This is a genomic window from Actinomyces minihominis (assembly GCF_900187855.1).
GTDB lineage: Bacteria > Actinomycetota > Actinomycetes > Actinomycetales > Actinomycetaceae > Scrofimicrobium > Scrofimicrobium minihominis.
Genome location: NZ_FYEG01000004.1, coordinates 89,069 through 107,152, shown reverse-complemented (window position 1 = coordinate 107,152; position 18,084 = coordinate 89,069). Strand labels below are relative to the sequence as shown.

At 62.0% G+C, this 18,084-nt stretch carries 17 protein-coding genes; 3 read left to right on the top strand and 14 right to left on the bottom strand.

The window, feature by feature from the left end:
* Positions 1-9: 9 nt before the first annotated feature.
* The 3 genes from CS903_RS05915 to CS903_RS05905 are packed head-to-tail and all read right to left on the bottom strand — an operon-like array spanning position 10 to position 3,069.
* Entirely contained in the window at positions 10-1,503 is a 1,494-nt protein-coding gene (locus CS903_RS05915; RefSeq protein WP_099332631.1) for a sensor histidine kinase, read from the bottom strand.
* Positions 1,500-2,240: a response regulator transcription factor gene (locus tag CS903_RS05910; protein WP_099332630.1), complete on the bottom strand. Its 741-nt coding sequence runs from the start codon at positions 2,238-2,240 to the stop codon at positions 1,500-1,502. The genes CS903_RS05915 and CS903_RS05910 overlap by 4 nt, the downstream gene beginning before the upstream one ends.
* On the bottom strand, positions 2,206-3,069 hold the full coding sequence (locus tag CS903_RS05905) for a VTC domain-containing protein (RefSeq protein WP_099332629.1): 864 nt from the start codon (positions 3,067-3,069) through the stop codon (positions 2,206-2,208). The genes CS903_RS05910 and CS903_RS05905 overlap by 35 nt, the downstream gene beginning before the upstream one ends.
* Before the next feature lie 184 nt (positions 3,070-3,253).
* Here CS903_RS05905 and CS903_RS05900 point away from each other — a divergent pair, with 184 nt between their 5' ends.
* Positions 3,254-3,757 carry a hypothetical protein gene (locus CS903_RS05900; RefSeq protein WP_099332628.1) on the top strand — a complete coding sequence of 168 codons (504 nt, stop codon included), beginning with the start codon at positions 3,254-3,256 and terminating at the stop codon, positions 3,755-3,757.
* A 33-nt stretch (positions 3,758-3,790) separates the two neighbouring features.
* Here CS903_RS05900 and CS903_RS05895 read toward each other — a convergent pair whose 3' ends face one another.
* The 5 genes from CS903_RS05895 to CS903_RS05875 form a co-directional block, all read right to left on the bottom strand.
* Entirely contained in the window at positions 3,791-4,786 is a 996-nt protein-coding gene (locus CS903_RS05895) for a sensor histidine kinase (protein WP_099332627.1), read from the bottom strand.
* 24 nt (positions 4,787-4,810) lie between these two features.
* Positions 4,811-5,476, bottom strand: coding sequence for a response regulator transcription factor (locus tag CS903_RS05890; protein WP_099332626.1), 666 nt, complete (start codon positions 5,474-5,476; stop codon positions 4,811-4,813).
* A gap of 9 nt (positions 5,477-5,485) precedes the next feature.
* Positions 5,486-6,538 carry a glycosyltransferase family protein gene (locus CS903_RS05885; protein WP_099332625.1) on the bottom strand — a complete coding sequence of 351 codons (1,053 nt, stop codon included), beginning with the start codon at positions 6,536-6,538 and terminating at the stop codon, positions 5,486-5,488.
* A gap of 3 nt (positions 6,539-6,541) precedes the next feature.
* A complete protein-coding gene (locus tag CS903_RS05880) occupies positions 6,542-9,217 on the bottom strand; it encodes a sodium-translocating pyrophosphatase (protein WP_442316363.1) in 2,676 nt (891 codons plus the stop codon).
* Between the two features lie 114 nt (positions 9,218-9,331).
* Positions 9,332-9,943 (bottom strand): dTDP-4-dehydrorhamnose 3,5-epimerase family protein, encoded by a 612-nt coding sequence (locus CS903_RS05875; protein WP_099332624.1) that lies wholly within the window; start codon positions 9,941-9,943, stop codon positions 9,332-9,334.
* 146 nt (positions 9,944-10,089) lie between these two features.
* Here CS903_RS05875 and rfbD point away from each other — a divergent pair, with 146 nt between their 5' ends.
* Positions 10,090-10,950, top strand: a complete 861-nt coding sequence (rfbD, locus tag CS903_RS05870) for a dTDP-4-dehydrorhamnose reductase (RefSeq protein WP_099332623.1) — start codon at positions 10,090-10,092, stop codon at positions 10,948-10,950.
* Positions 10,951-10,957: 7 nt separating this feature from the next.
* Here rfbD and CS903_RS05865 read toward each other — a convergent pair whose 3' ends face one another.
* The 4 genes from CS903_RS05865 to CS903_RS05850 all read right to left on the bottom strand — a co-directional run bounded on the left by CS903_RS05865 (position 10,958) and on the right by CS903_RS05850 (position 13,282).
* Complete coding sequence (locus CS903_RS05865) at positions 10,958-11,488, bottom strand: dihydrofolate reductase (protein ID WP_099332622.1); 531 nt, start codon at positions 11,486-11,488, stop codon at positions 10,958-10,960.
* Entirely contained in the window at positions 11,488-12,294 is an 807-nt protein-coding gene (locus CS903_RS05860; protein ID WP_099332621.1) for a thymidylate synthase, read from the bottom strand. Before CS903_RS05860 ends, CS903_RS05865 begins: the two co-directional genes overlap by 1 nt.
* Positions 12,295-12,296: 2 nt before the next feature.
* Positions 12,297-12,725 carry an OsmC family protein gene (locus tag CS903_RS05855; protein ID WP_242491773.1) on the bottom strand — a complete coding sequence of 143 codons (429 nt, stop codon included), beginning with the start codon at positions 12,723-12,725 and terminating at the stop codon, positions 12,297-12,299.
* Between the two features lie 62 nt (positions 12,726-12,787).
* Positions 12,788-13,282 (bottom strand): DUF2505 domain-containing protein, encoded by a 495-nt coding sequence (locus CS903_RS05850; protein ID WP_099332620.1) that lies wholly within the window; start codon positions 13,280-13,282, stop codon positions 12,788-12,790.
* A gap of 128 nt (positions 13,283-13,410) precedes the next feature.
* Here CS903_RS05850 and CS903_RS05845 point away from each other — a divergent pair, with 128 nt between their 5' ends.
* On the top strand, positions 13,411-14,886 hold the full coding sequence (locus CS903_RS05845; protein ID WP_099332619.1) for a sensor histidine kinase: 1,476 nt from the start codon (positions 13,411-13,413) through the stop codon (positions 14,884-14,886).
* A gap of 7 nt (positions 14,887-14,893) precedes the next feature.
* Here CS903_RS05845 and CS903_RS05840 read toward each other — a convergent pair whose 3' ends face one another.
* Positions 14,894-15,142, bottom strand: coding sequence for a WhiB family transcriptional regulator (locus CS903_RS05840; RefSeq protein WP_099332618.1), 249 nt, complete (start codon positions 15,140-15,142; stop codon positions 14,894-14,896).
* Between the two features lie 191 nt (positions 15,143-15,333).
* Positions 15,334-18,081, bottom strand: a complete 2,748-nt coding sequence (locus CS903_RS05835) for an FtsK/SpoIIIE domain-containing protein (RefSeq protein WP_099332617.1) — start codon at positions 18,079-18,081, stop codon at positions 15,334-15,336.
* Positions 18,082-18,084: the final 3 nt, after the last annotated feature.

Sequence of the window (18,084 nt, the reverse complement as noted above, 5' to 3'; positions counted from 1 at the left end):
GCAGCGCTGCTACCTAACCAAGGGAAGCTGCAGGGTAAAGACTGTTCGTCCCGGTGCTGTTGAAAGAGAGACGGAACCACCGCTGTTCTCAATGATTTGGTGGGTGATGGCAAGACCCAGGCCGGTGCTGCGCTGCGGCGTCGAACCGTCCGGGGAGTCCTGAAGTGGGGAGCGGGCCGAGTCGCCCCGCACGAAGCGGTCAAAGACTCGTGAGGCCAACTCGGGGTCGATCCCGGGGCCGTCGTCCTCAACCTGGATGATGCAGAGGGAGCTGTCGACGCTGACCGAAGTGGTCACGGTGGTTCCCGCGGGTGTGTGCAGGCGGGCGTTGGTGAGCAGGTTAGCCAAGGCCTGACGAAGGATGTCGCCGGCAAGCGGCACCTCGGCCTCGGCGACCGAGTCACTCATCTGCACTGTCCAGTGGTGGTCGGGAGCGGTGACTCGTGCGTCCATGGTGGCGTCGAGGACGACGGGGGCGACCAGGGTGCGTCCCTCACCGACGGGCTGTCCGCTGTCGAGGCGAGCTAGAAGCAGCAGGTCCTCAACAATGCCGCCCATCCGCTTGGACTCGCTGCTGATTCGTTCCAGAGAGCGAACAACGTGCTCGGGAAGAACGTCGGCCTGGCGTTCGGCGAACTCGGAGTAACCGCTGATGGTGGCAAGGGGGGTGCGCAGTTCGTGCCCGGCATCGGCGGCGAAGCGCTTCAGTTTCTCCTCGGAGGCCTCGCGGTGCTGCAGGGCGGCCTCGACGTGGTCCATCATCTGGTTGAAGGAGTCTGCCAGATCGCCGACCTCTGAACCGGGTGGGTAATCCGCCCCGGAGACGTGCTGGGGGAAGGTGACAACGCCGCTGGTCAGAGAAGTCTCACTGATCGTTGCCGCGGTGGCCTGCAGGGTGCGTAGGGGACGCAGGGTACGTCGCACCATGAAGGCGGCCAGACCCGAAGCAACCACGATGGCGAGGAGGGCGGTGAGGATGAAGACCCCAACAAGGTACTTGGTTGTGCGCTTGACATCGGCTAGGGACTGGCCGACGATCACCACGCCGTTGCTGTAACCGTTGGTGACCCCTTGCGCCAGGACGCGGTAGGCGCCCTGGTCCTTGAGGTAGACGTTGTAGGGAACCCCGGTGACCTTCACGCTGTCAACCAGTTTGTCGACGGCCGCTTCCTCCAGGTAGGTGGTGGCACCCTGGAAGTCGACCACTTCCGCCTCCCAGGTCTGGTCACCGAGGACCTTGACCTTGAGGGACCCAAAGCGGGGATCAACCGGCTTGATCTGCAGGTTCGGTGGGGTACCCGCAATGTAGTACTCGTTGCCGGAACCGAGGGCCATGCTCATCGAGGTCTGCAGTTGCTCATCCAGTCGGCGGCGCAGACTGTCATTCTGCAGAGTGACGGCGACCGTCCCAATTGCTGCGATGACGATGACGAGGACGGTGCTGATCAGGGCAACCAAGCGGACCTGGAGGGAGGTGTGGGCTCCGCGCCACGGGGAACTCATGTGTCCTGATCCTCCATGGGGCGAATGGTGTAACCGACCCCTCGCAGGGTGTGGATCATGGCGGGGCCGTGGGCATCCAGCTTTTTGCGCAGGTAGGACACGTAGATCTCGACCACGTTGGCGTTCCCACCGAAGTCATACTCCCAAACCCGCTCCAGTATCTGCGCCTTGGAGAGGACGTGACGCGGGTTTTCCATCAGGTACTCAAGCAGGGCGAACTCGGTGGCAGTCAGCTCGATAGGGTTCCCGGCACGAAACACCTCGTGGGTCTGCGGGTTCAGGCTCAGGTCACCAACCGTCAGCAGGGGGTCTTCCTGGGCGGCAACGACCTCCACCCTGCGTCGCACCATAGCGCGCAGTCGCAATACGACCTCTTCCAGCGAGAACGGCTTGGTGACATAGTCATCGCCGCCCACGGTAAGTCCCTGAAGCCGGTCGGAGAGTTCATCCTTGGCGGTGAGGAAGAGGACGGGGACATCGTCGCCGCGAGCCCGCAGGCGTCGTACGACCTCGACCCCGTCAATCCCGGGGATCATCACGTCCATGGTGACGACATCGGGTTGAAACTCGCGTACCTGCTGCAGGGCATCATGCCCACCCGCCACTGCCGCGACGTCCCACCCCTCGGCCTTCAAAGCCATCGTGAGTAGTTCACCGAGCAGGGGGTCGTCCTCGACAACCAGGGCCCGTACGGGTTGACCGTCAGGACGCTGCAAGTGAACTTTCTCGTAACTCATTCCTGAATCCTACGTTCCCGGTGCCCCCGGACCCGGCCAGATCGAGAACCGCTCGCAAGCCGCGGTGCCAGCGTCGGTTGGGAAGGCGCGGGTCAAGCAGGGTGGTGCCCACCCCGTACTTGGAGAGCGGCTGGGGGTTCATACCGTAGCGCCACATCAGGTGGTTGACGGAGTTGGCGACGAAGTGGTTGGAGACCTCCACGAAGGCGCACTCGGGACGCTGTTCCACCGCCAGTTCACCGCCGGGCTCCTCGGGGCGCAACTGCTCCCAGTAGAGGTCGGTATCCACGGTGGTGACAGTGGAACCGAACATGGCGGGGGTGACATAGGTGGAGCGGCGGTAGCCTGCGGCCAGGTATGGGGAGAGGTTGCGGGCCAATCGAGGGTCGACCTTGCCGCGGCGCAGAACAGCGTTGATGAAGCGCATATCGGAGGCGCTCAGGTGCTCGAGCTGGTCGAGGCCGCGCGTGGAGGCGGCTCGTTCAATAAGTCCCCGATCTCCCCAGACTTCAACCTCAAGGACGGCCTGACCGGTGTCGATGTTCGCCCGCGTTCGCACCAGGAAACGCGGGTTGATGTCGAGGGTGGAGGTCCGGTAAGACAGCAGCTTCGGGGTATCGAAGTAGACGGTGTGGAAGGCAAAACGGGTCCGTCCTTCCACCTCGAGGACACGGGACCCGGCGGGCAGAAGGCCGGGCAGTCCCTCGGCGAACTCTGCATCAGTTAGATACTTCGTTTCGATCCGGGAGCGGCCGGAGGAATCAGCGTCAAAGTCAGCAGCTGAGATCGAAGGAAGTTCCGCGACACGAGGGCGGGTGGCAGTTGTCATCGCGCATTCTCACTCTCTGGGTCTTGAAATGTAATCCCTATCCAATGCGCCCAACCTTGGAACCAGCTTGGAAAGAACGCAGGGTTACCTGAGACTTTGGGGGTGGAAATGCGGTTTTCGTAACCTGTGTCACCGCTGGGTTTTCTTAGAGTTTTCTTGGAAAGTGCCGCGTAGCTTCTCAAACATGACAGATAAAGAACACGGCAACGCAGGCAATCTCAACCACGATAATAGCGAGACACCCACTGAGACCTTCGAGGCTCAGACCACGCAGCAGCCCGCATGGAGCGGCCCTGTGCAGACAGAAACTGGCGTGATCATGCCGGTAGCTGTCAAGGAAAAGAACAACCAACCTGTCAGCCGCAAGATGGGCCTGGCTTCCTTCATCATTTCAATCGTTGCGGCCTCCGTGGCGTTCCTTGCCCTGATCCTCGGCATCGTGGCCCTCTCGGTCGCAGTCGAGGACGGGGGTCACGGAGGTCGCGGCGGCTACGGCTCAGACAGCCGTTCGGGACCCGACAGCCGCTCTCGTGCAACCATCACCGAGGAGTTCTTCGAGGAGTTTGAGAGAGAGGGTGGTCGAGGCGGCCGAGGAATGAGGGAACGCCTCCTGATTGAAGAGTTTGAGCAGCAGAGTGGCAGTTCGTCTTCGTCCTCGTCCTCAACCACGGATGAAACCAAGTCCTAACCAACCGCTACCAATCAACGAGGTCCTAGTGGCCTAAACCGAACCGGCAGCCGGCATGACAAGTAGTAGCGTCGTGCCGGCTGCTCCTGTGTTTTCAACGATGACGTGACCGCCGAACCGTTCCGCAATGTCGCGAACCAGCGAGAGGCCGAGGCCGAAACCGCGTCGGTTAGAGTTCCCTCTAGAGAAGCGTTCAAAGACCTGTTCTGGGGAGGCGCCGGTGATGCCCTCGCCCTCATCAACCACCCTGATCTCGACCTTCCCGCGGCTGCGAGTGGCGCGGACCCACACGGTTGATCCTGATTTGGAGTGACCAGTGGCGTTATCCAGCAGTATGACCAGCGCGCGAATCAATGCGGTTGGAGCAGCTAGGACGAAGGTGGGTTGAGGAATCTCAATCTCAATCTTCACCCCCGCGGTCTCAGCCAGACCAGAGGTGAGGCGAGCGGCCTCAGTCGCCGCTAGCGCCACATCGACGGGGACGGGAGGGGCCGGTTCCACACTGCTGTTCTCTGCGGCCAGGAGAAGGTCGCCGAGGATCTGTTCCATGGCGGTGGCATCCTGGCGCAAGTCCACCAGGACCCCACGGACGTTCCCTCCCCGGTCCAGGCGGTGTTGGGCCAACTGAATACGACTGTTGAGAGTGGTCAGGGGGGTGCGTAGCTCGTGGCTGGCATCGGCGATGAAGTTGCGCTGCACCCGCAGGGCTTCGGTGAGGGGTTTGGTGGCACTTCGGGCCGCAAACCAGGCGATGGCGGCAAGCAGAAGGACACCGAGGAAGGCGAGGAAAAGCAGGATCGGTATGACCTCACCGACGTTGATGACCCGCATCGACCATTCGCCCCGGGGCCGGGGATCCCTGGGTCCGCGCCCGTCGCCTGGCAGCCGTCCGCCCTCGACCCGGGACTGGGAAACAACGTAGGCAACCAGGGCAAAGGTGATGAGGGCGACGATGACGGCGCCCGCCACCCCCACGGCCAGACCCACTTTGGTCGCAGCTCTGCGCACCTGCTGTTGATCACTTGTCACGGTGCCCCCTGTCTGGACTAAAGACTAGTCCGGGTGCCCGACCCGGTAGCCGCGACCACGGACCGTCTCAATCAAATACCTGTCCGACTTGGCGCGGATGTAGTGGACGTAGGTCTCGACAGCCGCCTTGGACTCACCGCCCGGGAAGGCACCCTCGAGCAGTTCCTCGCGGGAATAGACGTGATCGGGGTTGGAGGTGAGCAGGTCGAGAAGGCGATTCTCCTGCTCCGTGAGGCTGATGCGGTCGCCGTAGGGGGAGAAGAGCGTGCGGCTTTCAGGCACGTAGGACCAGTCGTCGATGTGGCGGCGTGAACCGGTTGTCCGGAAGGCACGCCGCAGCGAGCGTAATCGGGCCAGAAGCTCCTCAAAATCAAAGGGCTTGACCAGGTAGTCGTTGGCGCCCCCGTCCAGACCGGCCACCTTGTCACTCACCGTGGACAGGGCGGTCAGTAGCAGAACCGGAGTGTTGATATGGGCCGTGCGAAGGCGCTCCACCAGCTCCGTCCCTTCCATTCCGGGTAGGCGACGGTCAATGACCATGACCTCATAGGGACGGGTGAGGGCAGCGCGCAGGGCCTCTTCCCCATTGTCGAAGTGATCGACCAGGTACTGCTCAGAGAGGACCTCCACAACCATGGCGGCGATGGCGTCCTCGTCCTCAACATAAAGCAATCGCGGCTTGGTGGGCATAAACCGAGCCTACTCGAACTGCGAGCTAACGAACTGGGTCACCTCACGATCGAAGGTGTCGTCCGAGTGGTGCTGGTTGATCCACTGGGTGAAGGATCCGGCCACCGCATCATCCATTTCGGCCCGGCACAGATCCGGGTCGGTGACGGCGCGGTAGAGCATCTCTTCCGCGTCCTCCTTGTTCGAGTAGAGGAAGGGGTAGTCCTCTGGCAGAAGTTGGCGGGCCCACTCGATATCCGGGAAGACCCCGATGGCCCCGGCGCCCAGCGCCTCGACGTAGGTGAGGCCGTAGGACTCCTCTTCCGCGGTGGCGAGGAAGGCTGTGGTCTGGGAAAGGGACTCCCAGTACCCCGACCTGGTAGAGGTCAGCGGTCCCACCCAGACCCAGGGCAGGCGGGAAATTCTCATTGCTTTCTCACTGACCAGGGTCTCCTCTTCAAGGCGCATCTCGACCTCGAGTGGGGTGCGTTCCTGAACCCGCTCGACGATCTCCAGGAAGAGGTCGGGGCGCTTGCGGGGTGAGAGGTAGATGGCCGGGTAGCGCACGATCGGCACCTCGGTTGGGACGCGTGGCTGGACGTGATCGAGGCGGAAGCCCAGGTTGACCCAGCCGAGTTCCAGGTGGTGGGCGATGTGGGGAACCGTGCCCTTGGCCACCAGTTCCTGGACCTCTGAAGCCGTTCGTTCAGAGTTGGCAAAAGTGGGAAAGAGGGCGCATGACAGGGCGACGGTGGCGGACTGTTCCGGGCGTTCCAGTCTGGTCAGTGGCCACCACACGAAGTTCATGATCCTGGCGGTGGCGCCTCCGGACTCGGTGTAGATCTGGTTCCAGATGGCGGGGGAGTCAAAGACATCCATGTTGATGATGAGGGTCTCGGTGGGATCGATGAACTCCAGGGGGACCACATCGAAGCCGTCGCAGCGCTGAAACTCGGTTCCGATCACCTGAGCTCCGGGGAAGAGGCGCAGGAAGCGCCGCACCAGGGTGGCGCCGGCATCGAAACCGGCGATCCGCCCGTCCTCGGTAATCTCAGTTTGACTGCGTTTGATCGCAATGTTCATGACCTAAACTCCCGTCCCGCGCACGGTTGCACCTGGTGACTTTGAGGCTACCGCCTCCGTGGTGGCGGCGGCAGGGGATTGCCCTGCGAGGCCTCCGTCCGTTACCTCTTCGGTATCGCCCAGTGTCTCCTTCGGGATACGCATGCCGTAGAAGGAGCGGTAGATGAAAACGTTGGCAACCACGAAGAACACGGCGGCGAGGACGTGGACCAGAGTGCCCAGTCCCTGGTAGGTGAGGCTGACGGCTAGCTCAACTGCCAGCAGCCCGAACAGGGTGGTGAACTTGATGATGGGGTTCAGGGCAACGGAAGAGGTGTCCTTGTAGGGGTCGCCCACGGTATCGCCGACGATGGTGGCGTCGTGCAGGGCGGTTCCCTTGGCATGGAGGTCGACCTCGACCACCTTCTTCGCGTTGTCCCAGGCGCCACCGGCGTTGGCCATGAAGATGGCCTGGTAGAGGCCGAAAATAGCGATGGAAATCAGGTAGCCGATCAGCAGGAACGGCTCAACGAACGCAAATGAAAGCGTAATAAAGAAGACGGCAAGGAAGATGTTGAGCATGCCCTGCTGCGCGTACTCGGTGCAGATCTCCACCACCTTCGTCGAATCCTTTTCGGACGCCTTCTTGGAGTTCTTATCGAGTTTGATGTGGGCCTTGATGAACTGGACAGCGCGGTAGGCGCCGGTGGTGACCGCCTGGATGGAGGCGCCAGAGAACCAGAAGATGACGGCGCCACCCAGGATGAAGCCGAGGAGGAAGGGGGCGTGCAGCAGTGACAGTTTGTCGAGGTTCTCGTTGAGGCCGTTGGTGAGGCCGATGATGATCGAGAAAATCATGGTGGTGGCGCCGACAACAGCGGTGCCGATGAGGACGGGCTTGGCGGTGGCCTTGAAGGTGTTGCCAGCCCCGTCATTTTCTTCCAGCATCAGCTTGGCGCGGGACCACTCCGGCTTGTAGCCGTCGGTCTTTTCAATCTCTTCGCTGATGCCGGGAATCTGCTCGATCTGGGAGAGCTCGAAGACGGACTGCGCGTTGTCCGTGACCGGGCCGTAGGAGTCGACGGCGATGGTTACGGGTCCCATGCCGAGGAATCCGAAGGCCACCAGGCCGAAGGCAAAGACAGCGGGGGCAGCCATGATGTCTCCGAGGCCGAAGCCGGAGACCAGGAAGGCTACGGACATGAGACCGACGATGGCGATTCCAAGCCAGTAGGCGGAGAAGTTGCCGGCCACCAGCCCCGAGAGGATGTTGAGGGAAGCGCCGCCCTCACGCGAACTCTTTACCGTCTCTCGCACATGGCGCGAGGAGGTGGAGGTGAAGGACTTGACGAGTTCCGGGATCAGGGCCCCGGCCAGGGTGCCACAGGTGATGATTGCCGCCAGCTTCCAGCCCAGTCCGTCGTGGGTGTTGCCCATGATGAGGGCGGTGGTTCCGAAGGTCACCGCAATGCAGACAATCGAGGTGATCCACACCAGGGAGGTGAGGGGGGCTTCGAAGTCCATTCGGGTGGCGTTCCGGTAGCGGGCGTTGGTCCAGGCCGAGTTGATCCAGTAGGCCAGCCCCGAGGCAATCAGCATGGCCGCGCGGACAACGAATATCCACACCAGCAGGGTGGCCTGCATGATGGGGTCGGGCACGGCCAGGATGATGAAGGTGACGAGGGCGACGCCGGTGACTCCGTAGGTCTCAAAACCGTCTGCCGAGGGGCCGACTGAATCTCCCGCATTGTCACCAACACAGTCGGCGATGACGCCGGGGTTGCGGGGATCGTCCTCATCAATCTTGAAGACGATTTTCATGAGGTCGGAGCCAATGTCGGCAATCTTGGTGAAGATACCACCGGCGATACGCAGGGCAGAGGCCCCCAGGGACTCGCCGATGGCAAAGCCGATAAAGCAGGCGCCACCGATGGCGGGTGGAAGCACCAGCAGGATGATCAGCATCATGAAAAGCTCAAGTGAAATGAGCACCATGCCGATGGACATGCCGGCGGTTAGCGGGATCTGGTGCAGGGGAAGGGGCTTGCCGCGCAGGGCCGCGTAGGCCATGCGTGAGTTGGCGAAGGTGTTGACCCGAATCCCGTACCAGGCCACCGCGTAGGAGCCTGCCATGCCGAGCATGGAGAAGAAGACGATGATGAGCGTTCGACCCCAGGTGAAGTCGATGAGGAACCTGTAGTAAATGACGATGACGGTGGTGATGAAGACCCAGAGGATTAGTAGGAAGCGACCCTGTTTGAACAGGTAGGCCTTGCAGGTGGTGTAAATCAGCTCCGAGATCTCCAGCATTGACTTGTGTACCGGTAGGCGCCGCAGTGAAGAGTAGGAGATGATGCCGAACCCGAAGCCCAACAGGCAGACCGCGAGGGAGATCCACAGCAGGGCTGGGCCGCCGATACCCATCCACACCGTGGCCTGCGCGAGGTCGGGAAGCGCCAGCGCTGCTTCGCCACCGTGGGAGGGACTCTCTACTGCTTCCGCCGCAGGTGTGGATGATGAGGAGCATCCGCCGAGGACGGCGGTAAGGAGAAGTATTGAACTCACCCCCCACCCGAAACGAGATTTCTTCACGTTTGGTGAGGTGGACTGGTGAGTGGTAGGTTCCATCATTTCCCCGTTGAAAGTGCCTGGTGGTGGGTCGACATAGACCCCTTTTATATTAGGTCGGTCACAGTCCATCTGCGCACGCATTTTCAGGGGAACAGGTGCGGGCGCACGAAATTGCGGCGTAATGGTGAGCGGTAACAATAGGGCCCGGGACCAATGGCCCGGGCCCTGCTGTCGTGGTGGCTTCTAGAGGGAGCGGCGGTAGTTCACGCAGTCCTCATAGGTGGGAAGCAAACCCTGCTCAACCGCATCGGTGAGAGAGGGGGCAGCCGTGTCCTTGGGGGACAGCAGCAGCTCGATTGGGTTGCCATGGAGGTCTTCCTTCGGCCACTCGATACCCAGGGTCGGGTCTAGTGGCTGGACGCCGTGTTCCGCGCCGGGGTTGAACGGCTCTGAGACCAGGTAGTTGACGGTGGAGCCGTCCTCAAGGGCGCACAGGGCGTGTCCCAGACCCTCGGAGATGTAGACGAAGCGGGGACGTGCAGAGTCGAGTAGAACCGAGACGGACTTGCCGAAGGTCGGGGAGCCAACGCGAATGTCGACTATGTAGTCGATGATGGCGCCCCTGGTGCAAGAGACGTACTTGGCTTGCGAGGGCGGAACATCGGCGTAGTGGATGCCTCGGACCACCCCGGCCTTGGAGACCGACATGTTGGCCTGGCGCAGGTGGAACGGGTGTCCCACGGCTGCCTCGAACTCATCGGCTTTGAAAGCTTCAGCAAAGAAGCCTCGTTCGTCCTCGAACATCTTAGGAGTCACCAGCCAGGCGCCTTCAATTCCCAGTTCTTCCCACTGCATGCAAATGTCCTTCCGCAGCCCCTTGCCGTGGCTGCGCCGCGGAGTGTCAGGGGTATATATGATCGTTAAGCAACTGTAAATCTACTTTATATCTCGCGTGAGCCCGCAGCCTGGATGGTTCCGGAGCGCTGGAAAAGGGGAGCACTATGGCCTGGTTGGTCGCTGGCGGCTACGGAATGCTGGCGCAGGATGTCTGCGCGGAACTCACTGCAAGGGGGGTCGGGTTCGATGCGCCCGACCGCGACCGACTCGACATCACCTCTCCCGAAGAGATTGAAGCCTTCTTTGAAGAGATGAAGCCGGAAGTCGTCGTGAACTGCGCGGCCTACACGGCTGTGGATCCGGCTGAAGAGAACGAGGGGCTAGCTTTCACACTGAATGCCGTGGCTCCCCAGTACCTGGCCCGCGCTGCCGCCAAACGGGGGATTCCGCTGGTGCAGATCTCCACCGACTACGTTTTTTCAGGCACTTCGCCGATTCCCTACGCCGAGGACGATGCGGCGCATCCCCTCGGGGCATACGGGCGTACTAAAGCAGCGGGCGAGTGGGCGGTGCGTGCGGATCATCCGTCCTCGTACATCGTTCGCACCGCCTGGCTTTACGGAGCGGGTGGCCCCTGCTTCCCGAAGACGCTGGCCCGGGTTCTCAAGCAGAACGGCACAGCCAATGTCGTCGATGACCAGCACGGTCAACCCACCTGGACCAAGGATGTTGCGCGGATCATCGTCGACCTGGTGACCAAGCAGGCCCCTTTTGGGATTTACCACGCCACCAGTGAGGGCGAGGCGACCTGGTACGACTTCACCCGCGCCATCGCCGCTGAGGTCGGGGTCTCCGAGGACGAGGTCCACCCGGTTTCAACCAAGGACTTCCCCCGTCCCGCACCGCGCCCGGAGTGGTCGCTGCTGGCTCACGGAGCCTACGAGGGCACTGGGGTCGAGCCGATTGGACCGTGGCAGGAACGCTGGAAGCTCGCGGCTCCGTCAGTTCTGGCCGAGGTCGAGTAGGCCCGGGTTAGACGCGAGGTATGACCCGCTGGTAGACGGAAACGCGCCAGCGGGCATCCCCGGATAGTTCGCGCCACCCGGGGTCGGAAAGCTCCGGAACCAGCTGCCACAGTTCCGGGTTGATGCTCGGGGCGCTCACTAGTCCACGTTCCCGGGGGACCTCCAGGTCAATGCTGGTGACCACCAGTTCATCGACCATGTCCATGGTGGAGGCGTAAACGTCGCCGCCCCCCGTGACCCAGATAGTTTCAGCGCCCTGCTCTGCGGCGGCCTCTTCAGCCAGCTGGAATGCTTCCGCGAGGGAGTGAGCCACAGTGACACCCTCGGGCTGGAAGTCAGGGTTGCGGGAGAGGACGATGTTGGTGCGCCCCGGAAGGGGACGCCCCAGCGCCTGAAAGGAAGAGCGTCCCATGATGATGGGGCACCCCATGGTTTGCTCTTTGAAGAACTTGGAATCGGCGGGAACCCGCCACACCATATCTGTGCCACTGCCGATGATGCCGCGTGCGTCCTCGGCCCAAATCGATGCCCGCCTCACTAGACCGAGACCTTGGCCGCAATGTGGGGATGGTGCTGGTAGCTATCGAGGGCGATGTCGTCGAAGTCGTAAGAGAAGATGTCCGCGGCTGGCTCCAGCTTGAGGGCGGGGAAGGGGTACGGCTGGCGCCCGGTTTGTAGACGGGCCTGCTCGAAGTGGTCGTTGTAGATGTGGACGTCACCGCCGGTCCAAATGAACTCGCCGACCTCAAGCCCGGTCTGCTGAGCCAACATGTGGGTCAGCAGGGCGTAGGAGGTGATGTTGAAGGGCACCCCGAGGAAGAGGTCGGCGCTGCGTTGGTAGAGCTGCAAACTGAGCTTCCCGTCGGCGACGTAAACCTGGAAGAAAGCGTGGCAGGGCTGCAGCGCCATCTCCGGTAGCTGGCTGACGTTCCACGCCGACACCACCATGCGCCGAGAGTTGGGGTTGGTTTTGATGGTTTCAACAAGTTCGGCGATCTGGTCGATTGGTTCGCCGTCCGCACCCGGCCAGCTGCGCCACTGCACCCCGTAGACGGGTCCCAGCTCTCCGTCCTCATCCGCCCATTCATTCCAAATGCGGATGCCGTTGTCCTGCAACCACTTGATATTTGAGGAACCGGAGAGGAACCACAGCAGTTCACCCACCACGGACTTGAGGTGCACCCGCTTGGTGGTGATGACGGGGAAGCCCTGGCTGAGGTCGTAGCGAAGCTGACGACCAAAGACACTGAGCGTGCCGGTTCCGGTGCGGTCACCCTTCCGCGTTCCATTGAGGAGGACGTCCTCAAGAAGATCCTCGTACTGGCGGTCGACCGCACCCGTCACGGCTAGACCTCGGTGCCGTCGATGGTCAGGTGGGTTACCGCGGACTTCTCGACGGTGTGGCTGATGGTGCAGTAGCGCTGCACCGCTTTGGCGGCGCGCTCAAGGAGCTGTTCACGATCTTCGGGGTAGAGGGCGGAGAGGTCGGCGTTCAGCTCTACCGTGAACTCGGTAAAGCGGTCCTCTGACTTGAGGTACTCCGAGGTGATGCGACCGGTAAGCTCACAGTCCTCACCGAGGACCCGGGTGAAGCGGGCCTCTGAGGAAAGGGCATTGCAGCCGAGGATGGCCAGCTTGAGTAGGTCGCCGGGGCTGAACTCTCCGGGACCGTAGCCGATGACAAGCTCGCTGCCACGCTCGCTCTTCGCGGCGTACTGGCGCTCACCGGTGCGCTCCACGGTGAAGCCTGGCTGGGGGTCTACTGTCTCCGTCAACTTCTCTTCCTTCTGTTCCTGGGCGTGGTGACTAACTGTCGGCCGTGCGGCCGAGGGTTGGCCTAGTGGTTTGAGAGCCAGGCGGAGGCGGCTTCCGTGTCGGCCTTGATGAGTCGGGGGGCAAAGCCAAGAGCCTGTCTCTCAAGTTTGGCGCCAAGGAAGGGAATGTTCACCTTTATATCGCCATTCATCGTCACCTTGGATGAACCACCGGCGACCTCAACAATCTGAACATCGGCGCTGAGGGAGGCGGGTACACCCTGACCCTGGGCTTTGAGGGTGCCGTGGATCTTGGTGGAGTTCACCAGGCGCCACTCCTCGTGGATGACAAATTTGGTGTTTCCCTTAAGGAAGCGCTGTGCGGCCGGCGGGATCATCGAGGGGGGAACTTCACCCGATGTTGTGGTCAGAATCTGGCTCTCGCCAGCATCAGACTCAACGTGGGGATTGGGGATCTCAAGACCGGCGTTGCGGGCCTTGACGAAAGTGGGGTCAGAGAGCATGTCCCAGACCCGGGTTACGGGGGCATCGTACATATACGACTCAGTGAACTTCATGAGCAACCTTCCAGTGCGCAGTAGCAGATGGGCTAATCCTACGTCGTCAGGCACCGACTGAAGGGTTTCGTTTGAAACGGCAGCACATGCGGTCTACCTCTCGAACGACCGGGCTGTAGTGTTTAGGTATGCCAAGCACACACGACCTGATGCGCAACGTGCCGATCCTTCCCCTTAGTGTTGAGGAAGATTCCTGGCTTGAGCGTCTCAAGAGTGACTGGCAGGTCCTGGCGGACCTGGCCTCAGCCGACCTCATCCTCTGGCTTCCGACCGTTGACGACCGTTTTGTCGCGGGCGCGATGTGTCGACCCGCGACCTCAATGACCGTGCACATCGACGATGTCATCGGGCTCTACGCTTCGGCACCCCGCTCGGTTCTGCTGCGGCAGGCGATGGAGAGGGAAGAGATCGTCAGTGACATGGCGGTGCAGTGGTCCGGCCTCTACTCGGTGCAGCGCTTCTGCGTCCCTGTCATGTGTAAAGGCCGCTGCATTGCCCTTATGACCGTTGAGCGGAATATTTCTGCTCCGGTCGGTCAGGGCGATGACCAGATGTGGATGCAGTCCGCGGCCGACATTCTCTGCCAGATGATTGCCGACGGTGACTACCCGGCTCAGGAGACGCCCAGCCGTTCGGGCCACGGGGTTCCCCGGGTCGTCGACGGTCCCATTCTGATTGACTCCGAGGGTGTCGTCCTCGAGATCACCCCGAATGCCAACTCGGCCATGAGGCGCCTGGGGATTCATCACCCACTTGAGGGACGCAGCCTGATCGAAGAGATCACGAAGGTGATTCGTAATGAGTCACAGATTGAAGAGTCCCTGGCGGTAGTCGTTATGGGACGTGCCAACTGGCAGGTCAATGTTGAGGCCGGCGGTAACACCATTTCGATTCGTGCCATCCCGCTGCTGGTCGATCACCGCAGACGCGGGGCCGTCCTCCTCTCCAGGGATGTCACCGAGCAGCATCGTCACGAGCAGCAGCTCATGACTAAGGATGCGACGATTCGGGAGATTCACCATCGGGTGAAGAACAACCTGCAGACGGTTTCGGCCCTGCTTCGTCTGCAGGAGCGCCGCTCGGATTCGGACGACGTCCAGGACGCGCTGCGTGAGGCGGGTCGCCGGGTCGAGTCGATTGCCGCGGTTCACGAGGCGCTGTCGCACAATGTGGACGAGGTCGTCGACTTTGATGAGGTCAGCCAACGCATCCTCACGATGGCGGTCAAAGTGGCGACAGTGGGCCACGAGATTGGGGTGGAGATTTCCGGTAAGTTCGGTGAGATTTCAGCCGACCAGGCCGCGGCACTTGCCACGGTCCTAGCCGAACTGGTCTCGAACTCTGTTGAACACGGCTACCCGAAACGCCCGGGAACCATCTGGGTGACGGCTCACCGGGAAGGCGACGATCTAGAGATAAAGGTTGAGGACGCTGGTGAGGGAGTCGAGCTGGCGAACCTCAAACGCGGCCTAGGAACCCGAATTGTCCAGGTCATGGTCCGGGGAGAGCTGCAGGGCAACATCGAATGGGCTCCGCGCGAAGGCGGAGGAACGGTGGCGACCCTGAGGATGCGCCCCGAACGAACCAGGGCGGCTGTTCGTTAGCTGCCAGTCAGGACGCGCGGCGGGCGCGAGCTGCGCGACGCTTCATCGAGCGACGCTCTTCCTCACTGAGGCCACCCCAGACACCTGAGTCCTGGTGGTTCTCCATGGCCCACTGCAGGCAGACCTCTCGAACTGTGCAAGAGTTGCAGACGCGCTTTGCCTCAGCTACCTGCACGACGGCAGGACCTGTGTTCCCGATCGGGAAGAACAGTTCTGGGTCAACACTTAGACACGCGGCACGACTACGCCAGTCCATGCGGGGCTCCTTGTTAGTGCCGCGTACGCCAAAGGACGCACCCGGCGCCTTCGCTTGCAGTTACTTGACTATCTTGAGTGAGAGGCAGGTCCTAGGCAACCGCTTTGTGGCGTAAACGAACTAAACCACCCTGTGTGAACCGTCACTATTTGATGTCGCTCACGATTGCAAGGGATTTAGTGCCCAGGGTGCTAGACAGCTGTGCGCAGCTTCTGCAACAGGTGGGTCGGTGTGTCGGTGTCATCAAAAAAGTGCAGCATCTCTTCGTGGGCGAAAAGTCCCTGGCCGCGACGAAAGGGTTGAGATGCAGCCAACCACACGGCGTCGTCCGGGAAATGTTGGGTGAGGAGTCGACAGAGATCGCGAGGCGGCTCGAAAGCCAGCACCGTGCCTGACAGGTGACCCACCAGGCTTGGCCACTGCGAACCATCCAGAACCCTGAGACCCGCTTCGGAACCCGTCAGCCCGATGCGTTCCAAATCCTGACCAATCACCCACATGGGTCCCCCTGCAAACTCGGGTAGGGCTGAGGCCGAACTCCGCCGCCTTAGTCCTCCCGCTGCCCCTCGCTCTAATCCGTGTCCTTTCACCAACGGCATCTGCGCCCATGCCACCTCATCCTCAGATACCCCCTGGATGAGGACGCGACCGGGAAGTGGTGAGCAGTAGGGTGCAAGATCATTAGCTCTAACAACGGGAAGGCCGCCGCTGCCGGGCACGGTGGTGGGCAGCGCCGCCGCCAGGTCATGGCTGAGAAGGTGACGGCGGTCAGGAAGGTGCAGGACACGAACCCCCAGGGTCGAGAGGTCGAAACGGGAGCGTGTGTCAGTTGCAATCAGCTGTAGACCACCCTGCGCCTCAGCCGAAAGCAGGCGTTCCCACAGCGCCCGCACCCGGTCGGGCAGAGCCACTTCCTCTAGGCGAGTCAAAAACCTGCTCACACCATCAATCACGACCAGGGGGGCCGGTGCATCAAACGGAAATCGCAGCAGCTCACACAGATCCCTGGTGGCGGGCCCCAGGGCAGACTCCGCATCGATCCACAGGGCCACGGGCTGAGCGCGGGATTGAAGAACCCCGCGGGCAAGCTCTGAGAGCTGAAGTCGCACCGCCTGCGGTCCTTGAATCGCCATGCTGCCGCCGGGATCGGGGAGTTGGGCGACAGACCTGCCCGGCACCTCAAAGACGCCCAGGAAACCAGGTTGTACCTCGACGTTGTCGGGCAGAGGATCGGGGACCACTTTGGGGAAGGCATCGCTGCGTCCCCAGCGTGACTTCACCTTTTCTATCCAGCGTTCAGCATCTGGAGAGTACGCCGTCTGAATCTCTTCCCCTCTGACGAGGGCGCGACCCGGAACCCGAGGCAGCTGGGCGGCCTTCCCTGAACCGATGGCCGCGATTGAGTCGGCCTCTTCACCGCATCGCAGTGCAATCCTCAGATCCAGGGTGGCACGCAACTGAGCAGTGACGGATCCCGAGGGGCGCTGGGTGGCCAGGACAAGGTGGATGCCCAGGGAGCGCCCCTGAGCCGCTACCCGAACCAGTTCATCCATCAACTCGGGATGCTGCTGGGCTAGAACGTGGAACTCATCAACTACCACCAGCAGGCGCGGATGCGCGGACTCCAACTCGAACCAGGAGCGCAGACCCTGAGCTGCGAGAATGCGCTTGCGGGCCTGAAGGACAGCGCCGAGAGAGCGCAGCAACCAGGGCACCCGGGTGGCATCAAGGTCGCTGAGTGAGTGTTCGACATGGGGGAGGGTAGCTAGGTGGTGCAGTCCCGCACCACCCTTGAAGTCGATCAGCACCATTCGCAGTTCCTCTGGGGAAAGGCTGAGGGCGTGGGAGAGAACGAAGGTGGTGAGCAGCTCTGATTTGCCAGATCCGGTTCCGCCAACCACCAGGGTGTGGGGACCATCCTCTTCAAGGTCAACGGAGAAGGTTCCGGATAGAGAGCGACCCAGTGGGACACGTCCTCTTCCACTTTCTGCTGCCCCATCGAGGACCACTTCCAGGCCGACGAGGTGGGGAATCTTGGCCGCGGTTGCCCGCATCTCCTGCACCTGGCGCAGCCACGCCACAGATCCAACCGGAACGGCCTCGACCACCAGTTGTGACTCCGGGGGGACTTCGCCCACCGTGGGGGCCCAGATCACGGCGGCGGTTGTGGGCTGAACGGTCACTCGGGCCCGCTGAACTCTGACTTGACAGCCGTGAAGATGCATCTGCAAAGCCAGCCACCAGGCATAGCGCTCTGCGAACTCACCCACCACCGCAATGGGTGCTGAAGGCCCAGCTGATGGGTCAACCTGAAGAAGATGCCGACGGCCGGGGACGCGGAGGATTGTGATCGGGCCAGTCTTGGGTCCCTGCCCTGAACTGGGGGTAAGGGAGGAGGCCGCAAGAAGAAGTCGCGCTTCGTCCCAGCCCCGCCAGTGGTTTCGCCGCAGCCACAAGATGATGCTGATCGCGACCAGCAGTGCGCCCAGCGCGGAGCCGGTGAAGAGGGGCGAGGGGGAGAGGCGAAGCAGAAGGACCACCACCATGAAGGGTGCAGCCATCACCCCAATCCTGCGCCATGAGGAACGTGGAAGTGGCGCGCCTCCCGGCCACTGACGGTCGGTGGGGCGCCTGCGAACAACCCAACCGTCGCTCCCAGTGACAAACCGGAACCCGGGTTTCAGCCTTCTACCCCGGGAGCGATTACGCAGGGGATTGGTGCTCGATAGATTGTCGAGGGCGAGTTCACCATGGCCACCACGGCCTCGGGCACCACTCACCCTGGCATGGCGACGCGACACGGCCCCGTCACTGAGTCCGAGGGTCTCCCGGCCCAGAACAACCCCGTTCCGAAGGGGGACAACCGCGCCGCGATCGGGACCCGCGGTGCAGACGAGGTGCATTTCCGTGCGTAAGCACTGCTGGGCGGTTGAGGACATGTC

Coding starts and splice junctions, on each gene's coding strand:
- CS903_RS05915 (WP_099332631.1), bottom strand. CDS start 1,503: ATGAGTTCCCCGTGGCGCGGAGCCCACACCTCCCTCCAGGTCCGCTTG.
- CS903_RS05910 (WP_099332630.1), bottom strand. CDS start 2,240: ATGAGTTACGAGAAAGTTCACTTGCAGCGTCCTGACGGTCAACCCGTA.
- CS903_RS05905 (WP_099332629.1), bottom strand. CDS start 3,069: ATGACAACTGCCACCCGCCCTCGTGTCGCGGAACTTCCTTCGATCTCA.
- CS903_RS05900 (WP_099332628.1), top strand. CDS start 3,254: ATGACAGATAAAGAACACGGCAACGCAGGCAATCTCAACCACGATAAT.
- CS903_RS05890 (WP_099332626.1), bottom strand. CDS start 5,476: ATGCCCACCAAGCCGCGATTGCTTTATGTTGAGGACGAGGACGCCATC.
- CS903_RS05885 (WP_099332625.1), bottom strand. CDS start 6,538: ATGAACATTGCGATCAAACGCAGTCAAACTGAGATTACCGAGGACGGG.
- CS903_RS05880 (WP_442316363.1), bottom strand. CDS start 9,217: ATGGACTGTGACCGACCTAATATAAAAGGGGTCTATGTCGACCCACCA.
- CS903_RS05875 (WP_099332624.1), bottom strand. CDS start 9,943: ATGCAGTGGGAAGAACTGGGAATTGAAGGCGCCTGGCTGGTGACTCCT.
- rfbD (WP_099332623.1), top strand. CDS start 10,090: ATGGCCTGGTTGGTCGCTGGCGGCTACGGAATGCTGGCGCAGGATGTC.
- CS903_RS05850 (WP_099332620.1), bottom strand. CDS start 13,282: ATGAAGTTCACTGAGTCGTATATGTACGATGCCCCCGTAACCCGGGTC.
- CS903_RS05845 (WP_099332619.1), top strand. CDS start 13,411: ATGCCAAGCACACACGACCTGATGCGCAACGTGCCGATCCTTCCCCTT.
- CS903_RS05840 (WP_099332618.1), bottom strand. CDS start 15,142: ATGGACTGGCGTAGTCGTGCCGCGTGTCTAAGTGTTGACCCAGAACTG.
- CS903_RS05835 (WP_099332617.1), bottom strand. CDS start 18,081: ATGTCCTCAACCGCCCAGCAGTGCTTACGCACGGAAATGCACCTCGTC.